14 protein-coding genes and 1 tRNA gene are annotated in these 16694 nt (G+C 70.0%); 4 read left to right on the plus strand and 11 right to left on the minus strand.

Translation table 11 applies throughout. The features are described from left to right. Positions 1 to 572: 572 nt before the first annotated feature. The gene (locus ACIRJR_RS31005) at positions 573 to 1184 is read right to left on the minus strand and encodes a hypothetical protein (protein ID WP_403786755.1); all 612 of its coding nucleotides are present in this window, start codon (positions 1182 to 1184) and stop codon (positions 573 to 575) included. Positions 1185 to 1231: 47 nt separating this feature from the next. Next, entirely contained in the window at positions 1232 to 1531 is a 300-nt protein-coding gene (locus ACIRJR_RS31010; RefSeq protein ID WP_403786757.1) for a hypothetical protein, read from the minus strand. Positions 1532 to 2485: 954 nt separating this feature from the next. Between ACIRJR_RS31010 and ACIRJR_RS31015 the strand changes: the two genes are divergently transcribed. Together ACIRJR_RS31015 and ACIRJR_RS31020 are read left to right on the plus strand one after the other, a co-directional pair. Beyond that, positions 2486 to 2779 carry a hypothetical protein gene (locus ACIRJR_RS31015; RefSeq protein ID WP_403786759.1) on the plus strand — a complete coding sequence of 98 codons (294 nt, stop codon included), beginning with the start codon at positions 2486 to 2488 and terminating at the stop codon, positions 2777 to 2779. Next, positions 2779 to 3603: a Crp/Fnr family transcriptional regulator gene (locus tag ACIRJR_RS31020; protein ID WP_403786761.1), complete on the plus strand. Its 825-nt coding sequence runs from the start codon at positions 2779 to 2781 to the stop codon at positions 3601 to 3603. Before ACIRJR_RS31015 ends, ACIRJR_RS31020 begins: the two co-directional genes overlap by 1 nt. Positions 3604 to 4463: 860 nt before the next feature. Here ACIRJR_RS31020 and ACIRJR_RS31025 read toward each other — a convergent pair. The 7 genes from ACIRJR_RS31025 to galU form a co-directional block, all read right to left on the minus strand. After that, a tRNA-Ala gene (locus tag ACIRJR_RS31025) sits at positions 4464 to 4537 on the minus strand. Between the two features lie 87 nt (positions 4538 to 4624). Beyond that, complete coding sequence (gene glpR / locus ACIRJR_RS31030; protein WP_403786763.1) at positions 4625 to 5785, minus strand: gephyrin-like molybdotransferase receptor GlpR; 1161 nt, start codon at positions 5783 to 5785, stop codon at positions 4625 to 4627. A gap of 124 nt (positions 5786 to 5909) precedes the next feature. Then, the gene (locus ACIRJR_RS31035) at positions 5910 to 6539 is read right to left on the minus strand and encodes a GNAT family N-acetyltransferase (RefSeq protein ID WP_403786765.1); all 630 of its coding nucleotides are present in this window, start codon (positions 6537 to 6539) and stop codon (positions 5910 to 5912) included. A 17-nt stretch (positions 6540 to 6556) separates the two neighbouring features. After that, on the minus strand, positions 6557 to 7069 hold the full coding sequence (locus ACIRJR_RS31040; protein ID WP_403786767.1) for a molybdenum cofactor biosynthesis protein B: 513 nt from the start codon (positions 7067 to 7069) through the stop codon (positions 6557 to 6559). Next, positions 7066 to 7566: a cyclic pyranopterin monophosphate synthase MoaC gene (moaC, locus tag ACIRJR_RS31045; RefSeq protein WP_403786769.1), complete on the minus strand. Its 501-nt coding sequence runs from the start codon at positions 7564 to 7566 to the stop codon at positions 7066 to 7068. The genes ACIRJR_RS31040 and moaC overlap by 4 nt, the downstream gene beginning before the upstream one ends. A 125-nt stretch (positions 7567 to 7691) precedes the next feature. Beyond that, positions 7692 to 9002, minus strand: a complete 1311-nt coding sequence (glp, locus tag ACIRJR_RS31050) for a gephyrin-like molybdotransferase Glp (RefSeq protein ID WP_403786771.1) — start codon at positions 9000 to 9002, stop codon at positions 7692 to 7694. A gap of 4 nt (positions 9003 to 9006) precedes the next feature. Then, positions 9007 to 9909 carry a UTP--glucose-1-phosphate uridylyltransferase GalU gene (gene galU, locus ACIRJR_RS31055; RefSeq protein WP_403786773.1) on the minus strand — a complete coding sequence of 301 codons (903 nt, stop codon included), beginning with the start codon at positions 9907 to 9909 and terminating at the stop codon, positions 9007 to 9009. A gap of 106 nt (positions 9910 to 10015) precedes the next feature. Between galU and ACIRJR_RS31060 the strand changes: the two genes are divergently transcribed. Continuing rightward, on the plus strand, positions 10016 to 10633 hold the full coding sequence (locus ACIRJR_RS31060; protein ID WP_403786775.1) for a 5-formyltetrahydrofolate cyclo-ligase: 618 nt from the start codon (positions 10016 to 10018) through the stop codon (positions 10631 to 10633). On the opposite strand, the gene ACIRJR_RS31065 is transcribed toward ACIRJR_RS31060, so the two are convergent. Continuing rightward, on the minus strand, positions 10630 to 12222 hold the full coding sequence (locus ACIRJR_RS31065; protein ID WP_403787025.1) for an MFS transporter: 1593 nt from the start codon (positions 12220 to 12222) through the stop codon (positions 10630 to 10632). The genes ACIRJR_RS31060 and ACIRJR_RS31065 overlap by 4 nt on opposite strands. A gap of 577 nt (positions 12223 to 12799) precedes the next feature. On the opposite strand from ACIRJR_RS31065, the gene ACIRJR_RS31070 reads away from it, so the two are divergent. After that, positions 12800 to 13807 carry an Lrp/AsnC family transcriptional regulator gene (locus ACIRJR_RS31070; protein WP_403786777.1) on the plus strand — a complete coding sequence of 336 codons (1008 nt, stop codon included), beginning with the start codon at positions 12800 to 12802 and terminating at the stop codon, positions 13805 to 13807. A gap of 106 nt (positions 13808 to 13913) precedes the next feature. Here ACIRJR_RS31070 and ACIRJR_RS31075 read toward each other — a convergent pair whose 3' ends face one another. After that, positions 13914 to 16658, minus strand: a complete 2745-nt coding sequence (locus ACIRJR_RS31075; protein ID WP_403786779.1) for a penicillin acylase family protein — start codon at positions 16656 to 16658, stop codon at positions 13914 to 13916. Positions 16659 to 16694: the final 36 nt, after the last annotated feature.

Genomic DNA, 16694 nt, shown 5'->3' on the forward strand with positions numbered 1-16694 from the left:
CACCCGGACAGGGTGACGGCCACGCGCCGCCCGGCACAGCACCGAAACGGCGCGTCACATCACAACAGGGCAAACGTTGCCTGATGCGGCACTAGTCTGCTGGATAGCCACGGGATCGGCCTGTTTCTGATCTTGGGGTGAGACCCCGGCCGGTGCGCTAACACCGCGTCGGGGTCGATGCGTTGGGGGCACCGTAAGCAGGCGCGACTCTCCGCCGCAACTTGGTCACAATTAGTCATACTTGCTGGCCGTGACGGGGTGGGGAGGGTGGGAGGGTTTCTTCAACCCCCTCTTTTCCCAGCCGGATGAACAACACCGCTCGAACCCCGGATCCCGAAGTACGGCCCTCGGATCCCGAAGCTCAAGCGTCGGGCCGGAGCCGTCTCCGCGTCCCCCGAAAGAGCGAACCACCCGGTCCCGGAGCTCGGGGACCGAGACCCGGGACCCGAGCTTCGGGACCGGCGCGCCGGGCCCAATGGGAGATGGCCCACGCGGAAACGTCCTCTACTTCCTGGTGAGCGGCTCCGGCCCGGGTCCTCGCCAGCGGAAGCAGCAGTGGGAGAGCAGCCGGCTCAGGACTTGTACTCGGCCCAGAGGTTGAAGATCCTGGACATGCCCGCACGGACGGCTCCGCGCCGCGTCAACACGGACCGGTCGACGCCTGCGAAGAGGACCGCCAGCGTGACATCGGCGGGCAGCACCCGCCCCGTCGCCCGCACGGTCACCTTCCGCCCCTTCCCCCTGCCCGACTGACGCACGGCTATGACGGCGCCCGGGTCCTCCGAATCACACTGCCGGGAGAGCTCGTACGCCCGGCGGCCGACCGCCATGAGCCGGTAGGAGTCGCCGAGATACGTCATGCGCAGAGAACGGCCCCGGTGGCCGGGCGCCCACCGGTTCCGCTCCATCCTCACCAGCGCGTCGCCCACGCGAAGTGTCGAACGGTTGAGGGTCGGCAGGGACAGAACCTCGGTGTGCACGCCGCGCGCCTCGAAGGCAGCCGGGGGGATGAGCCCGCCACGCACCTCCGTGACCAGTGTGTTTGGCATGTCCCGGCCCGCCGGCAACACCACCCGGATGTCGCCGAACTCCGGAGAGGTGCCCTGCCAGCCGGACTTGGGACGGCCGTGGGACTGCTTCTCCTTCCAGCGCGCGAGCGTGAACGGGCTGATGGTCGTGTGCATGTTCTTCTCCGCCTGGTCCGGCTCCGATCGGGCTCCGATCGCCCGGATCAGCGCCACTGCGGCGGGATGTTCTGCACCTGCTTCAGCAGGTCCCAACCCCGGCGCTTGTGCTCGCGCTCCGCCAACGGGCTGCTCCACGGGGCGCCGTGTCCCAGCCAGTATCCGCGGTAGGTGCGCAGCCCCGTGACGCCGGCGTCCCCGACATCGGGCTCGTTGCCGCAGCAGGGGCAGATGACAGCCTCATTCGGCCAGCGACCCTCCCAGAACACCTCACCCTCGAAACCACAGACCCGGCAGACAGTCTCCACCTGGTCCTTCTCCCGGTCCTGGCCCTCTGCGCTCGCCACGTCCACAGCCTAACGATCACCGACGAGCGCAACGGGGCCCAAGCCGCTTTCCGCAGGTCGCGGCGCCCCGCCGCGCCTCTCGGAGCGGCTTCGCAGAACTCGACGGTCGCGAGCGGGATTCCTCGAGCACCGACTCGAGCACACGTGCTCGGCGTCGCGAAGGGCTGGCTTGATGTGCTTCCGCAGCCGCGAGAATCAGCGCCAGGTGATGTGACTCACACCATTGAGCAGGATGAGGCACGGGGTGCCTGCTGAACCTGCACTCGGAGACACCACGCCGGTCCATCGCGACCTTGAAAAATACCCATAAAGGCCGATACCTCTGCGGACAACCGGCGCACTGTACCCCTGGTCAGAGGCATCGAGAAGGCATTGTCAGTGCCATCACGTACGGTCGCCGGTGGCCATCACCCGGATAAGCGGCGGCATTAAAGCACGTCGCGCCCGCTTCCGCTTGGCCGAGCCGAGGCGAATCCACCCCCGCAAACACTGAGGGGCGGCGCCGTCGGCGCCGCCCCTCAAGTTCCGAGACTGTGACATCTGCGTTCCTATCTTCCCTGGTAGGAAGCCCTTCCTTCAGCCGGGGGGCCCCCTGGGGCACCACCCCCAGGGGCCCCGCCCGACAGCTGATGCTGCACCCTCCAAGGCTCAACTTCAGCACGTTGAATGTAACGGTGATCCCGCCCTAACCATTCCCTATTTCTAGGGAATCAGCCTTGTACTGTCGAGTAAGTCCATAACCTCAGGGATTTCTTTCGTCCGCACTGTGCTTCCTGTCGACGGTACGGAATCCTCAGACCAAGGGTGACGTTTCCGCCTCCCCCTGAACCTGCTATATCCTGCTCGATCAAGAAGCTCAGTCATTTCTGCGGGCTCACCACCCGATGCGGCTGATCTTTTTGGGTTTCAACCGCTGCACCCTCCTAATGCTTCAACGATGAAGTGGATAAAGAAATGTTCCTTCTCGCTGCGGTCGCGATCGTTGCGATCATCTGCGCGGCAGTGATCTACGCCATCAAGCACCTCTCTTCCACCCCCGTGCGCATCGCTGCGGTCATCACGGCCATCGCGGCGCTCGTAGGCGTCTTCCCCCGCGTCATCGACTCGCTCAGGCCCTCACAGGCACCGCCGGTCGTGGTGCCCGCCGAAGCGCCGGCCTCACCGGTGGCAACCGCCGGCCCTTCGGTGGCGCAGGGCGATCCCGCCGACATCCCGCCCAGCGCGATGACCGGAAGGGGCGCCAGCTGATGGGCCGAGCCAGCGAGTTCTACTCGTCCGACAAGTCGGTGATGCTGGGCGGCTCCATCTACTACCGGAACGACGAAACCGGCAGGGTTCGACACGAGGTCTCCGGCCCCCGCGCCCTGCGCTCGCTCATGGAGCTCAACCCGTTCCTCTCGCAACTCACCCTGGTGCACCGTCAAGACCTCTTTGTGAGCGGTGCGGTAAGGACGTATCACCGCGGTCAGCAGCTCAGAGGCAGCAGTAGCTCGATGGTGCACATCGTGCTCGGCGGGTGCGTCATCGAGGAGCCCGTCTACGGCGACGCGGCGACCACCCGGATTCACGGCGCCGGCGCCGTGCTCGGGGACATCGAGGTCCTGAGCTCCGACGTCCTCACCCCTACGACACGCTGCCTCAACACCACGGTCACGGTGTCTGTTTCGCTGGATCGCATGAGGGCGATCGCGGACACCAACGCATCCCTCACCTCGGCGATCGGCCGGGCTGTCACCGAGCGCATCGCGGTGGGAGAAAGGATCTACAACCGGCACGCGCTGCCCACCGAGCACCGGCTGGCCGGCCTCTTCACCTACCTGCTGGAGCACTGCCCTGTGCCAAGCGCTCGATACGGCCGGATGCTGGAAGGACCGTCCCAGACCGACCTGGCGGGTGCTCTCTCGGTCAGCAGGGCCACGATCGAGACCGCAGTGCGAACCCTCCGCCGCGACGGACTGCTCGTCACGGGGTACCGGACGTACGAATTCCCCTCGGAGCGAAAGCTCGCCGAGGTGGGTAAGGTGCGGATCCCACGACAGATGGTTACCGGTGAGGCCAGTGAAACAATCTAGCCCCAACACCTGAACAGAAACCCAGAACACCCCCGATGATCGATCATCGGGGGTGTCTCTATTTCCATGGAACAGCCTCGTGGTCTAGACCCTGCCTGCAATGTTCGAGGTCGACAAAAAAGCCAGCCAGGACAATACGAGAGGGAATTGAATTAGTTAATCCGAAACGGCCACAATGTCCAGGGTTGTGCATCACGAAACGAAACCGGCTGCGGCAACGCCTGAGGATCCATCCCGCAAAAGATCTTCGAATCGGGTTTGGACGGGTGGCCGCAAGGCTGATGCCATGGTCCTGTATGGGTCGACACCGTCTGCGGAGTCGGCGGTCCAGCCCGGGCAACGGTGCCGTCCACCGACCGGACGGGCAGGTCCGGCAGCTCGAGCCCGGACCGGCCGAGCTTGAGGCCGTCGAGCGCATCCTCGGCCACCGAGCGGGACATCCCCTCTGCAGGACGGCCAGGCATTTCGCCGGAGCGACGAACTGGTGAGGAGCCGCTTCCAGTTCGTTGACGACCACCGGGACGCCTGCAAGGTGAAGCGGCTCTGCCAGGTCACCGGTCCAGCTACTACAAGCGGCTCGGCGGCGTCGAGGCCCAAGTCGTCGGCGCCACCGCCGGGTTCTGGCCGAGGAGATCCGTGAGGTCCACGGCAAGTCCGGCGGCACCTACGGCTGCTCCCGCGAGAGGCCGCCGAGCTCACGGCAAGGGCGGCGGATTGATCAGAGGTCAGGGCTCGCCGTCCGGCAGAGAGGTGCGGACGCAGGGCGATCCAATCCGGCTCACGTCGGCCAGATCGCCGAGCGCCCCAAAACGACGAGATCCCGCCCGATCTTGCGATCGGACGGGATCTCGTGTGTGCGGTGGACCTGTGGGGATTTGAACCCCAGACCCCCTCGATGCGAACGAGGTGCGCTACCAGACTGCGCCACAGGCCCTTGCAACGAGTGAAACTCTAGCACCCTCATCGGGGTGCTCGGAAATCCGTATCCCGGCAGGTCACCGAGTCGGGTCCGCCGCCGGTCTCACTCGTTGGCCGCGCGCGGCCGGTCCTCGCCGTCGTACTGGTCGAAGAGAGGTGTCCGGCCTCGCTCCCGGGTGCGCCGGGGCGGGTTCCCGCGGCGGCGCGGGGCCTGGTCCGTGTCGGGCGTGGCCGCGTCCTGGGAGTCGCGGGTGCCCGTGCGGGTGGGCTCGGCCGGGCTGGAGCGGGCCGCGCTCCAGGTCTCCGGGTCGCCGACCTCGACCCCGCCCGTGGCGCGGGGGGCGACGGGCGCGGTGACGTAGGTCGGCAACGGGACCGGGACCGGCTCCCAGCTGTCGCCCTGGGCCGGTCCGCGCTCGCGCTGCTGGTCGACCCACTCCGCGTGGTCCGTCTGCTCGACGAGGGCGCGACGGCCGGCCTCCTGCGGGGAGACCGTGGGCGCCGGTACGGGCCCTTCGGGCTCCTCGTCGGGCTCGGCAGGAGCCGAGGACGCGGGCTGGTGCCTGCGGGGGCGGTTCTCGCGCAGCCGCTGCGCGGCCACCTCGGCCCGGCGCCGGTCCATGGTGAAGACGAACCGGCGGCGCTCCTGGGCACGCAGATGCACGATGTACGTGCTCAGCAGTACAGCCGGAACGGCCGGCGCCCACAGGAAGCGGAGTCCGCCGACCGCCGCGACGACCGCGCCGAGCGTGAACGCCATGAAGAGGACCGTGGTGGTACGCCGACGGCGTGCGAGGACCTGCGACCGCTGCCGCCGCTCACGCTCGGACTCCGCCTTGGAGGGGCGTCGCCACTCCGGCCGGGCGGGCGCCGGACGGCCCGGCCGGGCGGGCGCGTCCTCCTGGTCGGGGCGGACGGGCGCGGGATCGCGCAACCGCACTTCCGTATGGTCCGGGGGCGCGGAAAACGCCCGGACGTCGACGGACTCCATTCGGTCCGTGACGGCATCCGGGTCCACGTCGCCAGGCGCCTCCTCGGCATCCCGCTCCCGCAGCTCCTTGGCGTAACGGCGCTCCATGGCCGCCCGTCCGGACAGCAGCCGGATGGCGGTGCTGAAGCGTTCCGTCGGACGGGCCTCGTTGAGCTCGTCCTGCCTGCGGAGCCACATCGGCACCAAGTAGGCGGCCCATGCCCCGACGATGACTGCGTAGATGAGGCCGCTGCTGCTCACTCTCACACCGTAGAGGGGTTTGCACGGCAGCATCCGCCAATTGGCCCGGTGTGTCGCACGATCCGGCTCATATGACGGACATTTTTTGCGATTGTTCGGGCCAACAGTCGACGAAAGTGGGGCGCTTTACCGCCAGAGGGCGATCAAATTCGAACACCTATTTCATTTCCCCGGGCGCGCTCGACGCGCCCGGGGCACCCGGCCGCACCCTGCGCCAACGTCGCAGCAGCCCGTCGGGCACCTCCTCGGCGGTGAGGGCGAAGATCAGGTGGTCCCGCCACGCACCGTCGATGTGCAGATAACGCGGGCGGAGACCCTCCGCGCGGAATCCGAGTTTCTCCACGACCCTTCGGCTGGGGCCGTTCTCGGGCCGAATGCACACCTCGATCCGGTGCAGACCGACGGTACGGAAACAGTGGTCGGCTGCCAGCGCCACCGCGGTCGGCATCACGCCGCGGCCCGCCACGCTCTGGTCGACCCAGTAGCCGACATGACCTGAGCACATCGAGCCCCAGGTGATACCGGCCACCGTCAACTGGCCGACGAGGCGCCCTTCGTACTCGATGGCGAAGGGCAGCATCCGCCCGGCGTTCGCCTCGGCGCGCAGGTGCCGGATCATCTGGCGGTAGGTCGGGCGCTGGGCCACCGGGCCACCGGGGGCGGGCGGCGGAACGGTCGCCTCCCAGGGGCGCAGCCAGTCTCGGTTGCGCCGGTTCACCTCGCGCCACATGGTCTGGTCGCGGAGCTTTATCGGGCGGAGGGTGACGGCGCCGTCGGTCAGGATCACCGGCCAGGTCCGGACGTTCAGCTCGGGCTCCCCGGTCGGGGGTGGTCGCCGCCGCGCAGCTGGTCGACGGCGTGCACCAGAAGCCTGCTCAGGACCGCGAGTCCGTCGCGGACCCCGCCGGTCGAACCGGGCAGGTTCACGATGAGGGTGCGGTCGGCGATGCCCGCGAGGCCGCGGGAGAGCGCGGCGGTGGGGACCTTGTCCCGGCCCTCGGCACGGATCGCCTCGGCGATGCCCGGGACCTCCCGGTCCAGCACACGGCGGGTGGCCTCGGGCGTGCGGTCGGTGGGCGAGATGCCCGTACCGCCGGTGGTGACGATCACGTCGTAGCCCGCTGCCGCGCCGGCCCGCAGGGCCGCTTCCACCGGGTCGCCGTCAGGCACGATCTGCGGGCCCTCGACGGTGAACCCGAGGCCGGCCAGGGCCTCGGCGATGAGAGGGCCGCCCTTGTCGGCGTACACGCCGGCGGAGGCACGGTTGGACGCGGTCACGACGAGGGCGCGGTACCCGCCGCTGCCGGGCGTGGTCATGCGTCCGCCCCCTCCGGCGCGGGGCGCCGGTAGTCGCCGGACTTCCCGCCGGACTTCGCCTCGACCCGGACGTCCGTGATCACCGCGCTCTTGTCGACCGCCTTGATCATGTCGATCACCGTGAGCGCGGCGACCGAGACCGCGGTCAGGGCCTCCATCTCGACCCCCGTACGGTCCGTCGTCTTCACGGTGGCCAGGATCTCCACCGCGTCGTCGGCCACGCTCAGGTCCACCTTCACGCCCGAGACGGCGAGCGGGTGGCAGAGCGGGATCAGGTCCGGGGTCCTCTTGGCCCCCATGATCCCGGCGATGCGCGCGGTGGCGAGTGCGTCGCCCTTCGGGACACCCTCGCCCCTGAGGAGTTCGACGACACACGGTGACACGAGGACCCGGCCGCTCGCCCGGGCGACACGTGTCGTGACGTCCTTCTCCGACACGTCGACCATGCGGGCCGCGCCCGCCTCGTCGATGTGCGTCAGCCTGTTCTGCGTACTCAACTCACTCCGCCTAGCGGTAGGGCGCCGGTTGCCCGCCCGTCCGCGCCGGGGCACGGACCGAGGGGCCCGGGGGGCTTCCCCCGGTAAGGCACAGCGCCAGATACCGTACCGCCACCTCGCGGAAGTCAGCGGAGGAGGATCACCTCGGTCTCCGTGCCGGGCTCGGCGGAGGTGACGTCCTCGGGCAGCACGATCAGCGCGTCCGCCTGTGCGAGAGCGGCGATCAGATGGGATCCGGCTCCCCCGACAGGGGTCACCGTGCCCGCCTCGGCGTCGTACGTCCCGCGCAGGAACTGCCTCTTGCCGGAGGGCGAGGAGAGCGTCTCGCCGGCGCTGAGGGTGGCCCGCACCGTCGGGCGGTGTACGTCGTCGAGGCCCATCAGCGTCAGGATCGCCGGCCGGACGAACAACTCGAAGGAGACGTACGAGGAGACCGGATTGCCGGGCAGCGCCAGCAGAGGTGTGTGATCGGGGCCGATCGAACCGAAACCCTGCGGCTTGCCCGGCTGCATGGCGAGCTTGCGGAAGTCGATGCCGCCGCCGGCCTCGTCCTCGTCGCCCACGGAGGACAGGGCCTCCTTGACCACGTCGTACGCGCCGACGCTCACACCGCCCGTGGTGACGACGATGTCGGCGCGGATCAGCTGGTCCTCGATCGTGGCCCGCAGCGTCTCCGCGTCGTCGGCGACCGCGGGGACCCGGTAGGCGATGGCCCCCGCGTCCCGGGCGGCGGCGGTCAGCGCGAAGCTGTTGGAGTCGTAGATCCGGCCGGCGGTCAGCTCCTCGCCCGGCTGCGCCAGCTCGCTGCCGGTGGACAGCACGACGACACGCGGACGGGGCCGCACCCGCACCGTGGAGCGGCCGATCGCGGCGAGCAGCCCGATCTGCGGCGGCCCGACGACCGAGCCCGCGCGCAGCGCCAGGTCACCGGGCCGCACGTCGCTGCCCTTGGCCCGGACATGGGCGCGGGGCTTCACCGCCCGGTGCACGCGGACCTCGCCGCTCGCTCCCTCCGGGGCGTCGCTGTGGGCGCGCATGGAAGCGGCGGGCCCACCGCCGGTGCCCCCGTCGGTCCACTCGACGGGGACGACCGCCTCGGCGCCCTTGGGCAGCGGGGCGCCGGTCATGATGCGCGCGGCCTCACCCGGGCCCACCGACCGGCCGTCGGCCAGCCCCCCGTCACCCGCGGCGACGTCACCGATGACGGTGAGGACGGCGGGGAACTCCTCGCTGGCACCCTCGACATCGGAGATCCGGACGGCGTACCCGTCCATCGAGCTGTTGTCGAAGGGCGGCAGGGCGATCTCCACCACGACGTCCTCGACCAGGACGCAGCCCTGGGCGTCGGGAAGCTGCAGCTCGATGGGTTCGAGCGGCTTCACCGCGGCGAGGATGTCGTCCAGGTGCTCGTCCACCGACCAGATCGTGCTGCTCAAGCTGTTACAACTCCTCGGTGACGTAACTGCGCAGCCAGGTCCGGAAGTCCGGGCCCAGGTCTTCACGTTCGCACGCGAGTCTGACAATGGCACGCAGATAGTCGCCGCGGTCACCGGTGTCATAGCGGCGGCCCTTGAAGACGACGCCGTGCACGGGGCCGCCGATCTTCTCGTCCTCGGCCAGCAGTTGGAGGGCGTCGGTGAGCTGGATCTCGCCGCCCCGGCCGGGCTCGGTCCGGCGCAGTATGCCGAAGACCGCGGGATCCAGGACGTATCGGCCGATGACGGCGAGATTGCTGGGCGCGTCGGCCGGGTCGGGCTTCTCCACGAGGCCGGTGACCCGGACGACGTCGCCGTCGGTGGTCGCCTCGGTGGCCGCGCAGCCGTACATGTGGATCTGCGCGGGGTCGACCTCCATCAGCGCGACGACGCTGCCGCCCTCACGCTCCTGGATCTCGACCATCCGGGCGAGCAGGGGGTCGCGCGGGTCGATCAGGTCGTCACCGAGGAGCACGGCGAAGGGCTGGTCACCGACGTGCGGCGCGGCGCACAGGACGGCGTGACCGAGGCCTCGCGGGTCCCCCTGGCGCACGTAGTGCATGGTGGCCAGGTCACTGGACTCCTGGACCTTGGAGAGCCGTTCGGCGTCGCCCTTGCGGGTCAGCGCGGACTCCAGCTCGTAGTTCCGGTCGAAGTGGTCCTCGAGCGGGCGCTTGTTGCGACCGGTGATCATCAGCACGTCGGAGAGGCCCGCACCGACCGCCTCCTCGACGACATACTGGATGGCGGGCTTGTCGACGACAGGCAGCATCTCTTTGGGAGTGGCCTTGGTGGCCGGCAGGAACCGGGTGCCGAGACCTGCAGCTGGAATGACAGCTTTGCTGATCCTGGGGCGCGACTGAGTCATGCGCAGCACTGTAACCGGTGCGTATGGGCGGAAGATGAGCGTCCGGTTAACTTCGCCCTCATACATCCACATAAACGAGCTATGTGAGCACCCGTTGAACCATGACATGTACCGAAAGGCGCAGCTGCGGCGCGAACTGCTCGCCGCTCGCGCGCTTCTCACCTCCGAAGACGTGCGGAACGCCGCTTCGGTTCTCGCGGCGGCCTCGTCGGATCTTCCGGAACTGTCCGGCGCGCGGACCGTGGCGGCCTACGTGTCCGTCGGGCGGGAACCGGGAACCCGCGTCCTGCTCGACGCTCTGCGCGCGCGGGGCGTGCGTGTGCTGCTGCCGGTGCTCATGGCGGACAACGACCTGGACTGGGCCGTGTTCGACGGCACGGAGCACCTCGTACCGGCGGGCCGCGGGCTGAGGGAGCCGGACGGACCGCGGCTGGGGCCGCAGGCGGTCCTGGACGCGGAGGTGGTCCTGCTGCCGGGACTCGCCGTGGACGGGCGCGGGATGCGGCTGGGGCGCGGGGGCGGCAGCTACGACCGGGTGCTCGCCCGTCTCGCCGACGCCGGGGCCCACCCCGCCCTCGTCGTCCTGCTGTACGACGACGAGGTGGTCGCGCGGGTTCCCGAGGAACCGCACGACCACCCCGTGGATGCCGTGGTCACGCCCGCCGGAGCGCGCCGCTTCCCGCGAGGACGCGGGGCGCGGGACGCGGAGCCGGCCGGCTCCTAGACGCCCGCGCCCGGGCGTTCCGGACCCGCGACGGCGACTTCGGCGGCGGTCCCCTCGTGTGCGGCGGAGGGCGCCGCGCCCCCGCCCTGGCGCACGGCCTGCGCGGAGGGCGCCGTGACCGTGCGCGGGGCGCGCAGGAGGACGAAGGCGAGTACGGCGGCCAGGAAGGTCAGCGCCGCGGCGACGACCAGGCACAGGCGCATGCCGTCGAGGAAGGAATCGCCGACTGCGGCCCACACCCGGCCCGCCTCCGCGCCGAGCGGTACTCCGTCGGCACCGCCGAGACCGTTCGCCCGCACGGCCGCCTCGACACGGGCACCCGTCACGTCCGAGACCCCCGCGTCGGCGAGGTGCCCGGGCAGGGCGTCGGCGGCGCGGCTGGTGAGCAGGGCACCGAGGACGGCCGGGCCGAGGGCGCCGCCGACCTGCCGGAAGGCGTTGTTCCCGGCGGCGGCCATCCCCGCGAGCTGGTGCGGGACTGAACCGACGGCCGTCGCCGTCATGGGCGTGGTGACCAGGCCCATGCCGAGGCCGAGCAGGATCAGCCGCCAGGACAGGGCCCCGAAGGACGTGTCGGCCTCGGCGCCCAGCAGGAACAGCAGGGACGCCGTCACCATGAGCAGGCCGACGGTGATCATGCCTCGCGTGGAGAGCCGGTGCATGAGCCGGCCGGCCGGGCCGCTGACGACGAGGGCGGACCCGGTCACCAGCAGCATCCGCCAGGCCGCGTCGAGGGTGTCGAGGTGCTGCACCATCCCGAAGTACAGGCTCAGGACGAAGAAGAACCCGATCATGGCCATGAACATCACCATCGCGACGAGGGTGGTCGCGGCGAAGCCCGGGCTGCGGAACAGCGACAGGTCGAGCATGGGGCTCGCGGAGCGGCGTTCGACGAGCACGAACAGGACGCCGCTGACCACGGCCACGGCGAGCGCCGCCAGGACCTCGGGGGCGCCGAAGGACTTCGCTCCGCCCTCGATGACGCCGTAGACGAGCCCGGTGATCGCCAGAGCGGCGGTGATCTGGCCGGCCCAGTCGAGACGGCGCCCGTGCGGTGCCCGCGAGTCCGCGAGCATCCGTACGGCGATGACGAAGGCGATCAGCGCGACGGGGATGGGCGCCACGAAGATCCAGCGCCACTCGGTGCGGGACACGACGGTGCCGGCCAGGACCCCGCCGACGGCGAGCGCACCGAGCAGGCACATCGCCCATATGCCGATGTACTTGCCCCGCTCCCGGAAGTCGGGCACGGCATGGCTGATGAGGGCGAGGGTCGTCGGCAGGAGGGCGGCGGCGCCGAGGCCCGACAGGGCCTGGCCGATCCACACCACCTGCACGGTGCCGGCGCCCAGCGAGGTGGCCGCTCCGGCGGCCGTCAGCAGGAGGCCGGCGAGGAAGACCTTCTTCCGGCCGTGGACGTCTCCGAACACTCCCGCCGTCAGGATGAACGCGGCCATGGGCAGGACGAACGCGTCCGAGACCCAGGACAGTTCGGAGGTCGAGGCGCCCAGCGCCTGCTGGATGGCCGGGAGGCTCACCGACACCGTCGTCACCGGCAGGTAGGCGACGAAGACCCCCAGGCAGGCCATGAGGATGGTGGCGCGCCGATGGGAGACCGGCGGCACGGGCGCCTGGCGACCGGGCGCGGTGGCCGGGCCGGGCACGGTGGCCGGACTGCTGTGGGACACGTGGAAAGCTCCTTCTGAGCATGTGGCTGCGTGGACGGCCGCCCGGCGCCTCTTCGCGTCGGGCCGGACCGCCGGGTCGGCGTCCGCACGGGCGTGCGGGCACAGGTGTCCCGACGGCCTCACCGCGCGCCTTCACGGGCGTGCGCGGTGGTCCGTCCGGTAGGAATCAGTACGTTCGCCAGGGACGCCGGGCCGGCCCCCTGAGCGCTCCCGCGCTGGTGGACGGGGAGATGCGGGGCCCGGGTCGCACGACGGCCGGGGGGCTCCCGGAGCGGCGCGGCACCGGCCGGTCCCTCGCCCGGTCACGGGGGCACCGGCCTTCCTCGCCCGGACCCGTGACCGATGACCGCCCGCGCGCCGCGGTCCGGCGCAGCTGATTCCTGGACCAGTCTCGGGCAGAGGGCGGCGAACTGCCCTCTCGCCCCCGCCATGGCGCAGGAAACTGGCGTCGAGGGGTCAGCCGGGAGATATTCACTCCATGCTCGACGCCGTGGACACCCGAATCCTCCACTCCCTCCAGATCGCGCCCCGCGCGCCGTTCCGCCTGATCAGCGAGGTGGCGGGAGTCTCCGAACAGACGGTCGCACGGCGCTTCCAGGCACTCAGGCGCCGAGGCGTGGTGCGCGTGATGGGCCTGGTGAACCCGGCGGTCCACGGCCGGGCCACCTGGGTCGCACGCATCACGTGCCGTCCGGACCGGGTCGACGCGATCGCGGAGGCGCTGACCCGCAGGCCCGACGTGTCCTACTCACACCTCGCCTCCGGCGGTGCCGAGATCGTCTGCACCCTCAACGCGCCGATCGCCGAGGACCGCGGCCCGGACCTGCTGCCCCGCCGGCTCCAGCGTTCCTCCGGAGTGCTCGGCGTCGACATGGCCCTGATGCTGCACTCCTTCTCCGCACCCTGGGCGCACTGGACGGGCTTCGGGCCGCCGCTGAGCACGGAGGCGGTCGCGCTGCTGACCGCGCAGGACCCGCGCTCCGACCGCCGGCCCGGGGTCTCGCCGGTCCCGCCGAACGAGGAGGACCTGCCGTTGCTGGCCGCGCTCGCGGAGGACGGCCGCGCGAGCCATGCCCGGCTGGCCCAGCTCACCGGCTGGTCCACCAGCCGCGTCGGTCGCCGGCTGGAGACCCTGGAGGAGGCGGGGACCCTCTACTACGACGTCGACCTGCTGTCGCAGCGCCTGGGGTGGAACCTCCAGGCCACCCTGTGGCTGCGCACGGCACCCGCCCACCTCCACCAGGTCGGAACCGCCCTGGTCCACCATCCGGAGGTCGCCTTCGCCGGCGCCCTCGCCGGCGAGCACAACCTCATGGCCATCGTGATCTGCACCGATGCGCAGGACTTCTACCGCTATCTGACGACGAGCCTCGCCGCGATCGCCGGCATCGACGCCTACACGGTCGGCATCCGCGTACGCCACCTCAAGCAGGCGGCTTCCCTCGTCACCCAGGGGCGGCTGGTGCACTACCCGGGCACGGGGTGAGAGGCCCGGACGTGACGACGGGCGGTGACGGACCGCCCACCACCGCGCAGGGGTGGGCAGACCGTCACCGCCCGCTGGAACCGTCGGTCCCGCTCGGGCGGAGACCCTAGGGTTTCCTGAGCGTCAGGGTGTCGACGGTGGACTCCTCCACCGCGTTCGTCCCGAAGGACCAGTCGAGCAGTTCGCCGTCGACCCACTTGTCGGTCTGATCGGTGTAGTGCGCGCTGAACGCGTGCCCGGACGCACCGGTGAGGTTGATCCAGCGGGACTTGTCCCAGTCACCCACGTTGACGACCATCCGCATCGACGGGACCCAGATGACCTCGTAGCCGCCCGCCGCGTTCCAGCCGGTGGCGTTCACCGCCGCCTCCCCGCCGCCGAGGTCCCAGGGACCCCGGTTGAGGGCCCGCTGCAGCAGGTCGGGACCGTCGGTGCCGAGCGTCTGGTTGCGCAGGGTCAGCCGGTGCAGCCGGCCCCAGCTCCAGGTGGTCATGTCCTTGCCCAGCTTCGCCGTCAGCTCCCAGCGCGCGTCCTCCATGGCGCGGGCGAAGAGCTCGTCGCGGCTGTCGATGGCCTCGTCGCGCCCCCTGGCCGGGGCCTTCCACCAGGCGTTGTCCTGGTCGTCCAGGATGCTCTCGACCACCTCGTACCAGCGGTCGCCGCCGTCCGGCTGCGCGGCGTCCGGAGCGCGCTGGCCGCATTCGCGTACGAGCTTGTCCTGCTCGTCCACCGGCCCGGCGCCCGCGGCCGGCTCCACGTACAGGCAGTCGCCCTTGGCGCGCATCTCCTTGGGCAGCTTGTTGCCGAAGGCCAGCTTGAGGATGTTGCGCCAGACGCCGTTGAAGTACGCGGCGGCGGCCGAGTCGGACTCCTGGGTGTAGTCCCAGCCCTCGAGCAGCTTCTGGCCCTCGCGGACGTACTTGTCGGAGACGGCGATGTTCTTGAGCTTCGGCACCAGCTTCGCGGCGATCGCGCTCTGGTTGTCCATCTGCATCGTCTGCATGTCGTCGGTGGAGATCTTCTCGCCGCCGTCGATCTTCTTCTGGATCAGGTCGTTGATCCGCTGGCTGCGCGTGCCGTAACCCCAGTCCTTGGTGAGCATGTGCTCGTAGCTCTCGTCGATGACCGCCTGGTTGGCGGTGACGATGTAGCCGCGCTCGGGGTTGTACTCGTACGGCAGCTCGTCGAAGGGGATGGGGTCCTTCTCCCAGCCGTACTTCGGGTTCCAGCCGGGGCTCGGCAGCGTGCCGTCGCCCTGCGTGCGGACCGGGATCCTGCCCGGCGCCTGATAACCGATGTTGCCCTCGGTGTCGGCGTAGATGAGGTTCTGCGAGGGCACCTCGAAGTGCGAGGCGGCCTTGCGGAACGTCGTGAAGTCCTTGGCCCGGTTGAGCTCGAAGACTGCGTCCATGGACTTGCCGGGGTCCAGCGCCGTCCACTTGAGGGACACCGCGTACCCGTCACCGCGGTCGGGCGCGGAGTTGGTGACGGGGGCCTTCTTGCCGACCTTCTCCAGCTCGCCACTGCGGTCGGAGACCAGGGGACCGTTGTTGGTCTCCCTGACGGTGATCTTCCTGCTCCTGCCGCCCGCGACCTTGATGGTCTCCTCACGGGTGACGAAGGGCTCGGTCCTGCCGTCGTACTGGTAGCCGTCGGCGGAGACCTTCTCCAGGAAGAGGTCGGTGACGTCGGCACCGAGGTTCGTGAAGCCCCAGGCGATGTCCTGGTTGTGGCCGATGACCACACCGGGCATCCCGGAGAACGTGTAGCCGGCCGTGTCGTACTGGCAGGACGCGGAGACCTGACGGCAGTGCAGCCCCATCTGGTACCAGAGCGAGGGGAGCTGCGGAGCCAGGTGCGGGTCGTTGGCCAGCAGGGGTTTGCCGGTCGTGGTGTGCGTGCCCGAGACGACCCAGGAGTTCGACCCGATGCCGTTGCCGTTGGGACCGAGAAGGGCCGGGATCTCGTCCAGGGTGTCGGAGAGCGCGGAGAGCTGGGTGTTCATCCCCTGGGCCGCGCCCTCGGGGGTCTGCGCGCCGATGCTGTCCGACGGCTCGGCGTCCGGGTCGAACGTGCCGGTGACCGGGGAGACCGCGCCCTGGTCGACGATCGGCTTGTTCTTGTCGAACGGGTAGTCCGGGTAGAGGTCCTTGATCTGCTTCGAGCTGAGCCTGCTGGTCATCAGCGAGCGGTCGATCTCGTCCTGCATGTTGCCGCGCAGGTCCCACGCCATGGCCTTGAGCCAGGCGACCGAGTCGACCGGGGTCCACTCGGTGGGCTTGTAGTCGTTGGTGAGGCCGAGAGCCGCGTACTCGACGGAGATGTCCTTGCCGTCCTTGCCGTGCAGGTACGCGTTCACCCCCTCCGCGTAAGCCTGGAGGTTCTTCTTGGTGTCCTCGTCCAGGACCGTGTCGTACTCCTCCTGCGCGACCTTGCGCCAGCCGAGCGTGCGCAGGAAGGAGTCGGTCTCGACCTGGCCGGAGCCGAACATCTCCGAGAGACGTCCCGAAGTCATGTGCCGGCGTACGTCCATCTCCCAGAAACGGTCCTGGGCCTGGACGAAGCCCTGGGCACGGAAGAGGTCGCTGTCGGTGTCCGCGTAGATCTGCGGGACCCCGTAGCTGTCACGTTTGACGTCGACGTCGCCTGAAAGGCCGTCGAGCTCTATCGATCCGGTGGTCTGCGGGTACGAGGCCCGGACCGTGGAGACGGACCAGTACGCGCCGAACCCGACACCCGCGACAAGCGCCAGCACCAGGACGATCACGAACAGGCGGGCGCGTCGCCCCTTCTTCCTGCCGGTCTTCTTCGCATCGGAAGACCCGGAAGGGGCGGTTGTGTTGGCGGGCATCGCTGTCCTTCGAGGGGCAGGGTGGTCCTGGGAGTG

Origin of the sequence: Streptomyces sp. NPDC102402, from assembly GCF_044765765.1 — a bacterium.
In the GTDB taxonomy this organism is placed as follows: Bacteria; Actinomycetota; Actinomycetes; order Streptomycetales; family Streptomycetaceae; genus Streptomyces.

Excerpts from the sequence above, each read along its gene's own strand:
- ACIRJR_RS31005 (WP_403786755.1), bottom strand. The coding sequence starts at position 1,184 with ATGCACACGACCATCAGCCCGTTCACGCTCGCGCGCTGGAAGGAGAAG.
- ACIRJR_RS31015 (WP_403786759.1), top strand. The coding sequence starts at position 2,486 with ATGTTCCTTCTCGCTGCGGTCGCGATCGTTGCGATCATCTGCGCGGCA.
- ACIRJR_RS31020 (WP_403786761.1), top strand. The coding sequence starts at position 2,779 with ATGGGCCGAGCCAGCGAGTTCTACTCGTCCGACAAGTCGGTGATGCTG.
- glpR (WP_403786763.1), bottom strand. The coding sequence starts at position 5,785 with ATGCTGCCGTGCAAACCCCTCTACGGTGTGAGAGTGAGCAGCAGCGGC.
- ACIRJR_RS31040 (WP_403786767.1), bottom strand. The coding sequence starts at position 7,069 with ATGACCACGCCCGGCAGCGGCGGGTACCGCGCCCTCGTCGTGACCGCG.
- galU (WP_403786773.1), bottom strand. The coding sequence starts at position 9,909 with ATGACTCAGTCGCGCCCCAGGATCAGCAAAGCTGTCATTCCAGCTGCA.
- ACIRJR_RS31060 (WP_403786775.1), top strand. The coding sequence starts at position 10,016 with ATGTACCGAAAGGCGCAGCTGCGGCGCGAACTGCTCGCCGCTCGCGCG.
- ACIRJR_RS31065 (WP_403787025.1), bottom strand. The coding sequence starts at position 12,222 with ATGGCCTGCCTGGGGGTCTTCGTCGCCTACCTGCCGGTGACGACGGTG.
- ACIRJR_RS31070 (WP_403786777.1), top strand. The coding sequence starts at position 12,800 with ATGCTCGACGCCGTGGACACCCGAATCCTCCACTCCCTCCAGATCGCG.
- ACIRJR_RS31075 (WP_403786779.1), bottom strand. The coding sequence starts at position 16,658 with ATGCCCGCCAACACAACCGCCCCTTCCGGGTCTTCCGATGCGAAGAAG.